Below are 12,479 nucleotides of genomic sequence, written 5' to 3'. Positions count from 1 at the left end.
ACTATTTCAGAACATGAAAATTGCCTGGAAGTCCAGCTTTGAAAAGAACTTAAGGCAACACCGCGCAAAGCCATCAGACGGTCTTTGTGCGGTGTTGCCATAGGTATAACTTTCAGTCGCCGCATAAGCCGCAGAAAATGCAGGTTAACAAACTACCACTTTTATGCGAATTATGATATTTTTTCAAGGCATGGCATGCTATAATGAAATCAGAATCAGCATAGCTGTGCTGACTGTTCCGGCGAAATGGGGCATCTCCTTTCCGGAATAGAATTGTACGGTCATATGACCCGGATCAGCCAGGAGACAGAATTGTTCCAACTGTTTCCTGACATCTTATCCAAAGGTCAAGGCAATACCGCACAAAGCCGCCAAGCGTTTTTTGTGCGTTGTTGCCTCAATTGTACCAGAATATTCCGATCCGGCGACACCGCCAATTACATCCAAAATGAAATCTCGTTCCAATTCACATAAATGCGGTATCGCCGACCAGATCGGGCATTGCATCATCAATTGCAGAAACGCAGTTTTTGTTATGAAAGGAAAATGCCATGAAATATTATCTGAAAAAAGCTCTCGCCATACTCACTTCCTGTATGGTTCTGTCAGCCGCTGTGACTGCCCTGCCCATAACAGCGGATGCAGCCTCCAATATGATCAGCAACTCCACCTTTGACAGCGGCACATCCGGCTGGGGCATCTATAAGGAAAGCGGCGGAAAAGCGTCTCTTTCTACAGACAGCGGCAGACTTGCCCTGAACATCAGCAGCGTGGGAACACTGAATTATGCCGTACAGATGTACTACGATATTGTTCCCCTGTATCAGAACGGCGTATACCGGCTGAGCTATGAAATCTCCTCCACCACAGACCGCTTTGTAGAATGCATGATTCAGCAGAACGGCGGCACCTACCAGGCGTATACCTGGAAAGGACTGGATCTGACTGCGGAACCGCAGACTGTGGATTACACCTTCACCATGAAAGCAGATACGGATATTATGGCAAAACTGGTGTTCAACTGCGGTGACCAGGGAGAGGAGCTTCCGGAGCACACCATTTATCTGGACAATGTGGTGCTGGAGCTTGTAGACGACAGCAACGTGGATTATTCCGAAATTCTCCCCTATGAACCGGATATTGTTGTAAACCAGGTGGGATACAAGCCAGCCAGCGAAAAAGTCGCTGTGTTCCGGGATGTGACAACAGAGACCGCTTTTTCCGTTGTCAATGCAGATACAGAAGAAATCGTCTATACTGGAGAACTCTATGGTGAAACACAGAATGCCAGTGCCGGCGAGACCGACTTTTTCGGCGATTTTTCCGCAGTGACAGAACCAGGTTCCTACTATATCACCTGCGGCGGTCTGGACGATTCCTATGCCTTTGAAATTGGCGAAAATGTGTATGGCGCATTGCTGGACGATTCTGTCAGAATGCTTTATCTCCAGAGATGCGGCACAGAGATCGTGGATGACAATTTCGGTCACACTGCCTGCCATACAAGCATGGCAACTGTCTATGGCACAAACGAGACCATTGATGTCAGCGGCGGCTGGCACGATGCCGGAGATTATGGCAGATATATTGTACCAGCTGCAAAATCCATTGCCGATCTGCTCTATGCATACGAAGCCAATCCAGAGCTGTACAGTGATGCCATCGGGATTCCCGAAAGCGGAAATGGTGTGCCCGATATTCTGGATGAAACACGCTATGAACTGGAATGGATGCTGAAAATGCAGGCAGAATCCGGCGGCGTATATCATAAAGTCTCCTGTGCCAACTTCCCCGGCTATGTGATGCCGGAAAAAGAAACCGCAGAACTGATCGTGACCCCGGTCACCACGACAGCCACTGCCGATTTCTGCGCATCTATGGCATTGGCATATGAATTTTACAAAGAAATTGACAGTGACTTCGCACAGACTTGCCGTACTGCTGCAGAAAAAGCGTGGGCATTTTTGGATGCAAACCCCAACCTGATCTTTAAAAATCCTGAAGACATCACTACCGGTGATTATGGTGACACTTCCGACAGAGACGAGCGTTACTGGGCAGCTGCACAGATGTACCGGGCAACAGGCGAACAGACCTATCTCACCGCCCTGGAAAACATGGCTGTACAGACCGGTCTGGACTGGTCCACCGTAGGAGATTACGGCAATCTTGCAATTCTGACCATGAAGGGCGTGGACACGACTTCCACAGTTTACACAAAAGCAAAAGCTTCTGTCCTTTCCCAGGCAGATCAACTTGCTAGGGCAACGATAAACAGCCCCTATAGCGTAGCAGTTTCCCGCTTCAACTGGGGCAGCAATATGACCGTTGCCAATGCGGGCATTATACTGGGCGCTGCATATCAGCTGACCGGGGACGATTCCTACTATACCGCAGCAGAATCCAATCTGAACTATCTGTTGGGCAAGAACCCCAATGGCGTGTGCTATGTCACCGGATATGGCACAGTCTCTCCCCAGAATCCTCATCACAGACCGTCCATGGCAAAGAAACAGGCAATGAAGGGAATGCTGGTTGGCGGTGTCAACTCCAATCTGGAGGACAGTGCCGCAAAGGCATATCTGATAAATATGCCTTCCGCCAAATGCTATGTAGACCACTCCGAGAGCTATTCCACCAATGAGATCACCATCTACTGGAATTCACCTCTGACTTATCTGCTTTCTCTGACAGATACAGCAGAACCGGAAGATATCCGGGGCGACGTAAATGATGATGATACATGCTCTGCGGCTGATCTGGTCATGATGCAGAAATTCCTTCTTACACAAGGCGGTCTGACCAACTGGAAAAACGGCGATATGAATACAGACAATTGTATCAACGGTTTTGATCTGAGTATTCTGCGCCAGTTTCTGCTGGAAAGCTAAGGCAGAAACCACATGATCGATTTCCTCATTCATTCTTCATAATCTTCAGACAACACCGCACAAAGCTGACAGGCGCTCTTTGTGCGGTGTTGCCTCATATAAATCAAAAACACAGCTGCATTCCTTTCTCAGGAATACAGCTGTGTTTTTGCTATCCGGTGAACCAGATCATAAATACGGTATCAGCGCATCTGTCAGATTTCCCTTCAATAATCCGAAATCCAGGGATTTGTAGCACCATGCGGCACGGGCAATGCCGTATTTCTCAAAAGACTGGTGTATTGCCTGATACCATGCAATTGTACTCTCCCTATCTGCAAGCTGGATCACACCATATTCTCCGCAGTACAGGGGAACGTTCCGTTCTTCGGCAATTGCCGCTGCCTTGGAGAACAACGCATCGAAAAATTCACTTCCCACAGTGGGGGTGTCTGCGCAGCTGACGAGATCCACGGTCTCCAGTGCAAGGGCTTTGATTTTCTCCGCGTATTCTTCTACTGTACCAGGATATTTCAGCCGGAAATCCTGGGGCATATTTTTCACCCAGTAGGCACCCTGATGGGTAAAGATCAACGGCTCATAACAGTGGAAATTGTACACGATCTTATCATCAAAGGGCAGCTTCAGATCCGGGATTGCTGCAATACAGTTGTTGTCATAGCCGCCGATGAGAATGAAACTGTCGGGGGCTATGTTTCGGATGCGGCGGATACAGGTCTCTGCAATGGTATTCCAAACCTCACAATAGCACTTATCTGTTACCTCGTTCAATAACTCGAATGCCAGGCGGTCATGGTACTTCCCGAAGCGGGACGCCAGTGCTTCCCAGAGACGATAAAACCGTTCCTGGAGCGAAGCTGATGTGAAAAATCCGCTTTCGTTTTCTCCTGCATCAAAGGAGAAGCCGCAGGTCTTATGCAGATCCAGCACCATATTCAGACTGTATTTTTCGCACCAATCCACGGCACGCTGAATATATGCCATTCCTGCTTCGATGATCTCACCGTTGTCCTGTTCCACCAGGTTGTAGTCAACCGGAATCCGCACGTGGTCGATACCCCACCCGGCGATCTCGGCGAAATCTTCTTCTGTGATAAAATTCTCATAGTGATTCCGGGTGTGTTCGCACTGGGAAAACCAGCCGCCCAGATTGATTCCTTTTTCATAACCGTTCCATTTTTTCATATGCTTCACTCCTCTTCTGATACAAAGAGAATCACCAGATTCTCTGATGATTCCCCTTTGTGATTACTGATTGTTATATGTGACCCACTGATACCGTGCGGTCAGAGGTGTTGTACCATCGTATGGCTTCAGCCACGCATCCACGCCTGTTCCCGGCCAGGTGTTCATCATGATCTTGCCCGGTGTTGTGGGAATATTGCTGGTAGCCCGGTAAACTTCCACGCCGTCCACATACCATGCAATATAGTCCGGCTGCCACTCAAAGCCGTAGGTGTGATAGCCTTCCGAAGCGTCAAATCCCAGGTCGTACATATACTCGTGGTTGCCAACGCCGTTGGTGTAGTAGTTGAACTGTACCTTCGTAGTGTCCTTGCCCAGGATCTCGATGTCGATCTCATCCCAGGGGTTATTGTCGGACGGTCCTGTATAGGTGAAGAACGAAGAAACCACACCGTCATTTTTGATTGCCTGCATAGAGGTCTCATAGTAGCCGTAGTGGTAGAAATCCGTTGTCCGGTATTCACCGCCGGAGTAGTTGTACTTGCCGGAGCTGTCCTTGTCGATGGACAGGTGCAGTGCACCGTCGTGGATCACTGCGTTTTCCTTGTACCAGCCGCAGTCGAAGCAGGAACCATTGCCCCAGCCGTCAGAAGCGAAGAACAGGGGTGTTTCGCCCTTTCTGAAATCAGCCACTGCTGTGGCAGAACTGTTCATGGGTGTGCCATAGTCCTTGATCTCTGTTGTGGGGTTATCATCGCCGCCAGTAGAAGTGGAACTCTCGTTGTATGTCACCCACTGATACCGTGCGGTCAGAGGTGTTGTACCATCGTATGGCTTCAGCCACGCATCCACGCCTGTTCCCGGCCAGGTGTTCATCATGATCTTGCCCGGTGTGGTGGGAAGATTGCTGGTTGCACGATACACTTCCACGCCGTCCACATACCATGCAATATAGTCTGGCTGCCAGTCGAAACCGTAGGTATGATAGCCTTCCGAAGCATCAAATCCCAGGTCGTACATATACTCGTGATTGCCTACACCATTTGTATAGTAGTTGAACTGTACCTTTGTGGTATCCTTACCCAGGATCTCGATGTCGATCTCATCCCAGGGGTTGTTGTCGGACGGACCTGTATAAGTGAAGAACGAAGAAACCACACCGTCATTTTTGATTGCCTGCATAGAGGTCTCATAGTAGCCGTAGTGGTAGAAATCCGTTGTCCGGTATTCACCGCCGGAGTAGTTGTACTTGCCGGAGCTGTCCTTGTCGATGGACAGGTGCAGTGCACCGTCGTGGATCACTGCGTTTTCCTTGTACCAGCCGCAGTCGAAGCAGGAACCATTACCCCAGCCGTCAGAAGCGAAGAACAGGGGCGTTTCGCCCTGTCGGAAGTCCGCAACCATTGTGGCAGCGCTGTTCATGGGTGTGCCATAGTCCTTGATCTCTGTTGTGGGGTTGTCATCGCCGCCAGTAGAAGCAGAACTCTCGTTGTATGTCACCCACTGATACCGCGCGGTCAGAGGTGTTGTACCGTCATAAGCTTTCAGCCAGCCGTCCACGCCTGTTCCCGGCCAGGTGTTCATCATGATTTTCCCCGGTGTGGTGGGAAGATCGCTAGTTGCCCGGTATACTTCCACGCCGTCCACATACCATGCAATATAGTCCGGCTGCCAGTCGAAACCGTAGGTGTGATAGCCTTCCGAAGCATCAAATCCCAGGTCGTACATATACTCGTGATTGCCTACACCATTTGTATAGTAGTTGAACTGTACCTTTGTGGTATCCTTACCCAGGATCTCGATGTCGATCTCATCCCAGGGGTTGTTGTCGGACGGACCTGTATAAGTGAAGAACGAAGAAACCACACCGTCATTTTTGATTGCCTGCATAGAGGTCTCATAGTAGCCGTAGTGGTAGAAATCCGTTGTCCGGTATTCACCGCCGGAGTAGTTATACTTGCCGGAGCTGTCCTTGTCGATGGACAGGTGCAGTGCGCCGTCGTGGATCACCGCGTTTTCCTTGTACCAGCCGCAGTCGAAGCAGGAACCATTGGTCCAGCCGTCAGAAGCGAAGAACAGGGGAGTCTCGCCCTGTCGGAAATCCGCAACCATTGTGGCAGCGCTGTTCATGGGTGTGCCGTAATCGGGAATTTCTGTGCTGGAAACAGGGAATTCCGTGATCTTTCCCAGGAGATATTCCTGCAAAAGCTTCAGATCGGTTCCGTCTACCGTACCGCTCTGATCCACATCTGCCGCCGTCTCGGCTTCTGTGCTGCCAAAGCCGCTCTGACAGCCGCTTCTGGCAAGTGCCAGATCAAATCCGTCAATTTTCTGATCCAGATTTACATCCCCGAGAATGGTACTTCCTGAGCCAGCCGCACTGACAGCTGCCGCATCACCAGCCACAGCCAGCCCTGCCGAAAGGCAGACACAGCAGAAAGCAGTGGAGATGCCTGCTGCAATTCGTTTCATATTCATGATATTTCCTCCTTGTTGTCATCAATGAGATATTCCGTATCTTCTATTCCCATTATAGCAGGAGGATTTTGTATAAAATACCAGTATCCGCACAAAAGTAGTAGTTTCTTAACCTATTTTTTCTCGATTTTCTCATTGAGCCAGCCCACAGAATAATACCGCTTGCGATATTCTTTCGGGGTGATGCCAATGTATTTTTTGAACTGTTTGATGAAATAGCTCTGGGAGCTGAATTGCAGATAATTGCTGATCTCCAGGGCAGAATAGTCCGAAAACTGAAGCAGATTTGCGGCAGCTTCGATCTTTTTCTGCATAATATACGTACTGACGGATACGCCCAATTCGGCATGAAACAGACGGGAAACATAGGGCACAGTGCAGGAAACAAAATCGGCAATATCCTGCACCAGTATCTTTTCGTGAAGATGGTCGCTGATATAATCCAGCATCAGGGCAGCGGTTTTGGAATAAATATGCCCGTTCCGGATCTGCCGCATACGTTTGGTGAATGCAATGGTCATCCGGTAGTGGACATCGTGGATTTCCTCCTGATTCCGGCAACAGTCGGTCTGCTGAATGTACACATCGCTGAAGCTGTACGCCTCTTCCGGCGTCATGCCGCCGTTGATGCAGAACCGGGTGATCATGGCAATGGTCACCACCAGATGGTATTTCAGATTCCGCAGAGGATCCTCGCTGAGCTTGCCGAAGCCCTCTCCGCCCAGGGGCGTGAACAGGGTTTTCACCGTTTCCAGACTGCCCGAGCGCACGCTCTCATAAAACGCCATTTCCCGTTCAAAAGGCGCATGTTTCCATCCATTTTCCCGCTTTTCAAAGAGATGTCTGGACAACGCTTTCTGGGTGTCCAGGTGATAGGTTTCATTCTCCTCTGTGTCGTTGATCATATCTGGGAGTTCCCGATTCTGGGGCATGGCAATTTTCCTTTCCTTTTGAGTAATATGTCCAATGTTTTCACCATTATAGCATATTTTTTTCTATTTTGCAAGAGAATTTTTGAATTCTTCTGCAATGGGGTAATTTGTTTGCCTGGGAATTATTCAGCGGGCGAATGCAGTTCGCCCCTACAAAGGGTTCCTTTTCGGTTCTTCGGGAACGGCGGGAATAAGCCCCCGCCCTACGCTTCTGGTTTTCAAACCAAAAGTAACGCTTTCGGTGGGACAGCCTACTACACAACAAAAAGCTGCCGCAAACAGCTCCCACCCAAACGGTTCCCGACTGTCTGCAACAGCTTTGATTTCTATATGGGCATCTCTAAAACCCCCGAATCCGTCAGATGTGGTGCAGATTTGCGACAGATTCCCTTTCGAAAAAACGCAGGAATACTCGATGTATTTCAAGTTTTTTCGAAAGGGAAGATGGCGTAAAGATGCGCCGCAGATGACGGGTGAGCGGGTTTTTAGAGGTGACCTATATATTATGCATGGCTCTCCAGCTTGGCATTCGCCAGCATCAGCTTGATGCGGTTTTCCTGGTTCACACGAGTCGCACCGGGGTCGTAGTCAATTGCCACGATATTGGCGTTGGGGTATGCGTTCTTGATGGTTCTCGCCATACCCTTTGCCACAATGTGATTGGGCAGGCAGCCGAAAGGCTGGGTGCAGATGATATTTTCCGTACCCGTCTCCGCCAGAACTGCCATTTCCGCCGTGATCATCCAGCCCTCACCCATGGAAACACCCTGGCTGATATACTTGTCAGCCGCACGGCGCAGATCCTCGAAATCGTGAGGCGGTATGAATTCTCCATGCTTTTCCACGCAGCGGATCATCTGCACCTGCTTGCTGTGCAGGAATTTGTACCCCAGCCCAAATGCCATGGTCTTGAAATTTTTGTAGTCATAGAGGTGGCTGTTGGTCTCCGTGTTGGCGGCACAGTACAGGATAAATTCCAGCAGCGTGGGCACCACCGGCTCGCAGCCCTCGGAGATGAGGAATTCCTCCAGATGGTTGTTCGCCAGGGGAGAATATTTCACATAGATCTCCCCAATAATACCCACCCGGATCTTCGGCTTCTTGCTCCGGGGAATGGCTGCAAAATCCGTGAGAATCTGGTTGTAGATCTTTTCCGCCGAGAGATACTTGCTGCTGTCGAAGAGCTTCGGCAGCTTCTCCTGCCATGCGTCCAGCACCTGCTGGGATTCGCCCTCGTTCAGCTCATAGGGGCGGCACTGGTTGTATACAGTCATGAGCAAATCGGCATACAGCACACCGTACACCATTTTCATGCACATGGGCACGCTCAGTTCCAGACTGCTGCCCTTTTCCAGCCCGGCGAAATTCAGGGACAGCACCGGCACCTGGGGGAAATGCTCCTCCATGCACTTGCGCAGGAGATGGATATAGTTGGACGCACGGCATCCGCCGCCGGTCTGGGTGATCAGGAGCGCCGTGTGATCCAGGTCATATTTGCCGCTTTTCAGTGCCTCCATGAACTGTCCCACTACCAGAAGTGCCGGATAACAGGTGTCGTTGTGGACATTTTTCAGTCCCTCTTCCACCACAGTGCGGGAAGTGGATTCCAGCAGTTCCATGTGATAGCCGAACTGTTCCAGGATCTTGATGATCAGGTGGAAGTGAATGGGCAGCATATTCGGCACAAGGATGGTGTGCGTTTTCTTCATTTCCGGTGTGAACTTTGCGTATGCCATATTTATGGTTACCTCCTTGGAACGTTCGGGTTCGGCGAAGTCGATTGTTATGTGGTTGCTTTTGTAGGGGCGAACATTGTTCGACCGTGTTTTCCGTCTGTATTACGGTTTCCATTCTGTAGGGAACGACCCCTGTGTCGTTCCATCCCATTTGAAATATCCAGCGGAACGACACGGAGGTCGTTCCCTACAAATATAACCGCAGACCATGAACAGAGAATTCTCTGCATTCTTATTCCATCGCCGCAATCAGACTCCGCAGGCGAATCTTGATGGCGCCCAGATTGCTGATCTCGTCAATTTTCAGCTGGGTGTAGAGCTTTCCGCCGTCCTCCAGAATGCGCCGCACCTCGTCTGTGGTAATGGCGTCGATGCCGCAGCCGAAGGACACCAGCTGTACCAGCTGCATATCCGGCTGGGTGGTCACATACTGGGCGGCACGGTACATTCTGGAATGATACGTCCACTGGTTCAGCGCCTGTAACTGGGGCGTCTGCGCCAGATGTGCCACGCTGTCCTCGGTGATCACCGCAAGCCCCAGACTGCCGATGAGTTTGTGGATACCGTGGTTGATCTCCGGGTCCATGTGATAAGGTCTGCCGGCGAGAACAATGATCTTCTTGTTTGCCTCCCGTGCCAGCCGGACGATCTCCTCGCCCTGGGAAATAACCTCTTTTCGGTACTGTTCCAGTGCTGCAAAACCGTGCTCCAGCGCCGCCTCCACCTCTTTTTTGGAGGCATACCGTCCGAACATGGTATGCAGTGTCTTTACCACATGGCTGCGGCGATTCAGATCCAGGAAGGGATAGAGGAAATTATCCGGCGTCAGCTTCTCGCAGTTTGCCATGAGCAGCTCAGGGTAATACGCCACCACGGGACAATTGTAGTGATTGTCAGAATCGCCCTCGTCAATGTTGTAGCTCATGCAGGGATAGAAAATGAAATCCACGCCCTGTTCCAGCAGACTTTCAATATGCCCGTGGGTGATCTTTGCCGGATAGCAGACGGTATCCGAGGGAATGGTACTCTGTCCCTTGTAATACGTATCCCGTGTGCTCTCCTCGGAGAATTTCACAGCAAAGCCCAGATCCGTGAAGAATGTGTGCCACAGGGGCATCTGGTCGTAATAGTGCAACGCCAGAGGCAGACCTACAGTTGCCTTAGGCTGTTCCGGCTGGTGTTCTGCCAGGGACAGGATCCTGCGATATTTCCACTCGAACAGGTTCGGCAGCTGTTCCGATTCCTTTTTGCCGGCTCCCTTTTCGCAGCGGTTGCCGGAAATAAAGCGGCTGCCGTCATTGAAGCGAATGATGCTGAGAGCGCAGTGGGCGGTACAGCCCTTGCAGGTCGTCGCCTTTGCTGTGTAAGAAAATTCCCGCAGCTGTTCCGGAGAAAGGAGGGTGCTGGTGCCCTGGGATTTTTCCTGGGCATAGAGTGCCGCACCGAATGCACCCATCAGTCCGGAAATGGCAGGACGAATAACCTCCTGACCGATCTCCCGTTCGAAGCAGCGCAGTACCGCATCATTGAGGAACGTACCGCCCTGCACCACGATATGCTGTCCCAGATCCTCCGGATTGTGGGCACGGATGACCTTGTAAATGGCGTTTTTTACGATAGAACCGGACAGTCCGGCGGAGATATCCTCCACCGTTGCGCCGTCCTTCTGCGCCTGTTTTACGCTGCTGTTCATGAATACCGTACACCGGGAGCCCAGATCCACAGGATGCTCCGCAAAGAGTCCCAGCTTAGAGAATTCCGCAATATCATAGCCCAGTGCCACGGCAAATGCCTGAATAAACGAGCCGCAGCCAGAGGAACATGCCTCGTTCAGCATAATGCTGTCAATGCTGCCGTTTTTGATCTGAAAACACTTGATGTCCTGTCCGCCGATGTCAATGATGAAATCCACATCCGGGCAGAAGAAAGACGCCGCCTTGAAGTGCGCCACAGTTTCCACAATGCCGAAATCAATGCCCAGTCCGGCACGGATGAGATCCTCGCCATAGCCGGTAACTGCACTGCCGCAGATGGTGCAGTCGGGACTCAATCCCTCATACAGTTCTGTCAGTTCCCGTTTCACGCAGTCCAGAGGCTGCCCCTTGTTGGACGCATAGAAATCATAGAGCAGTTCGTGATTTTCCGACAGAAGCACCATTTTTGTCGTGGTAGAGCCGGCGTCAATACCCAAATACGCCTTGCCTTTATAGGTACGGTAATCGCCCCGTGCCACATCGTGGGCAGCATGACGTTCCTGGAAACGCTGGTATTCCTCAGGATAGCTGAACAGAGGCTTATCTGCCACCAATGCCGTCTGGGTCTCCGCCGTGCGGAGCAGTTCGCCCAGCTGTTCCAGGGTATAGGTTTCCGTCAGAGCCGCCGCAGACAGGGCACTGCCGTATGCCACAAAGGTTCTGCCGTCCTCCGGGAAGTGGGCATGTGCCTCATCCAGTCCCAGAGTCTTGGTGAATGCATTGCGCAGTCCCTGCAAAAACGACAGGGGACCGCCCAGGAACAGGACATTGCCCTGAATCCGTCTGCCCTGTGCCAGACCGGAAACAGTCTGGTCAACCACCGCCTGAAAGATACTGGCGGCGATATCCTCCCGGCGTGCGCCCTGATTGAGCAGCGGCTGGATATCGGACTTTGCGAACACGCCGCACCGTGAAGCGATGGGGTAGACTTTCTCCGCAGAAAGCGCCATTTTGTCCAGCTGATCGACGCTGACATCCAGAAGGGTCGCCATCTGATCAATAAATGCCCCCGTACCACCGGCACAGGAGCCGTTCATGCGCTGTTCCACGCCGCCGGTGAGGAAGATGATCTTGGCATCCTCGCCGCCCAGCTCAATGACCACGTCTGCTTCGGGGTATCGCTGTTTCACTGCCAGAAAAGCGGCGTGTACTTCCTGGACAAAGGGCAGCTTCGCCGCCTGTGCCAATCCCAGACCAGCAGAGCCGGTGATGCTGACACGGAGCTGTGTCTCCGGGTATTCCTGCCCCAGCGCAGCCAGCTTTTCGCAGACGGTTTCACGCACCTTGGAAAAATGCCGTTCATAGCTGGAGGACAGCACCTGACCCTCCTCGGTCAGAAGAACCGTCTTGACGGTGGTGGAACCAACGTCGATTCCCAGTGCATATGGTGTTTCATGGATCTCGCTCACAGATGGATGCTCCTTTCCTGCGGCGCACGCTGCGCCCGTTTCTCACTGCCTGTTTTCATGTTCTTTCATTATATAACATTTTTCGCCCGATTTC

Annotated in this window: 5 protein-coding genes and 4 pseudogenes; 1 reads left to right on the top strand and 8 read right to left on the bottom strand. The window is 51.4% G+C overall.

Annotated elements, in window-relative coordinates; genetic code table 11:
• The first annotated feature begins 551 nt into the window (after positions 1-551).
• The gene (locus Q0418_RS05590) at positions 552-2,891 is read left to right on the top strand and encodes a glycoside hydrolase family 9 protein (protein ID WP_298483020.1); all 2,340 of its coding nucleotides are present in this window, start codon (positions 552-554) and stop codon (positions 2,889-2,891) included.
• 168 nt (positions 2,892-3,059) lie between these two features.
• Here the strand turns inward: Q0418_RS05590 and Q0418_RS05585 are convergent, their stop codons facing one another.
• From Q0418_RS05585 to Q0418_RS05550, 8 genes and pseudogenes are all read right to left on the bottom strand, one after another.
• Complete coding sequence (locus Q0418_RS05585) at positions 3,060-4,076, bottom strand: glycoside hydrolase family 5 protein (RefSeq protein ID WP_298483018.1); 1,017 nt, start codon at positions 4,074-4,076, stop codon at positions 3,060-3,062.
• Positions 4,077-4,151: 75 nt separating this feature from the next.
• A pseudogene (locus tag Q0418_RS05580) lies at positions 4,152-4,730 on the bottom strand (glycoside hydrolase family 16 protein); the annotation flags it as partial.
• 129 nt (positions 4,731-4,859) lie between these two features.
• A pseudogene (locus tag Q0418_RS05575) lies at positions 4,860-5,438 on the bottom strand (glycoside hydrolase family 16 protein); the annotation flags it as partial.
• Between the two features lie 129 nt (positions 5,439-5,567).
• Positions 5,568-6,143 (bottom strand): annotated as a pseudogene (locus Q0418_RS05570) (glycoside hydrolase family 16 protein); the annotation flags it as partial.
• 132 nt (positions 6,144-6,275) lie between these two features.
• Positions 6,276-6,548, bottom strand: a pseudogene (locus tag Q0418_RS05565) (dockerin type I repeat-containing protein); the annotation flags it as partial.
• A 119-nt stretch (positions 6,549-6,667) separates the two neighbouring features.
• Positions 6,668-7,486 carry a helix-turn-helix domain-containing protein gene (locus tag Q0418_RS05560; protein ID WP_298483016.1) on the bottom strand — a complete coding sequence of 273 codons (819 nt, stop codon included), beginning with the start codon at positions 7,484-7,486 and terminating at the stop codon, positions 6,668-6,670.
• Between the two features lie 503 nt (positions 7,487-7,989).
• Positions 7,990-9,222: a 2-hydroxyacyl-CoA dehydratase gene (locus Q0418_RS05555; RefSeq protein ID WP_298483015.1), complete on the bottom strand. Its 1,233-nt coding sequence runs from the start codon at positions 9,220-9,222 to the stop codon at positions 7,990-7,992.
• A gap of 232 nt (positions 9,223-9,454) precedes the next feature.
• Positions 9,455-12,385, bottom strand: a complete 2,931-nt coding sequence (locus tag Q0418_RS05550) for an acyl-CoA dehydratase activase (protein ID WP_298483013.1) — start codon at positions 12,383-12,385, stop codon at positions 9,455-9,457.
• Positions 12,386-12,479 lie beyond the last annotated feature (94 nt).

The sequence above is a fragment of the uncultured Ruminococcus sp. genome (genome assembly GCF_937915125.1).
Classification (GTDB): domain Bacteria; phylum Bacillota; class Clostridia; order Oscillospirales; family Ruminococcaceae; genus Ruminococcus_C.
This window is presented reverse-complemented; position numbering and strand designations above follow the sequence as displayed.

Excerpts from the sequence above, each read along its gene's own strand:
- Q0418_RS05590 (WP_298483020.1), top strand. The coding sequence starts at position 552 with ATGAAATATTATCTGAAAAAAGCTCTCGCCATACTCACTTCCTGTATG.
- Q0418_RS05585 (WP_298483018.1), bottom strand. The coding sequence starts at position 4,076 with ATGAAAAAATGGAACGGTTATGAAAAAGGAATCAATCTGGGCGGCTGG.
- Q0418_RS05560 (WP_298483016.1), bottom strand. The coding sequence starts at position 7,486 with ATGCCCCAGAATCGGGAACTCCCAGATATGATCAACGACACAGAGGAG.
- Q0418_RS05555 (WP_298483015.1), bottom strand. The coding sequence starts at position 9,222 with ATGGCATACGCAAAGTTCACACCGGAAATGAAGAAAACGCACACCATC.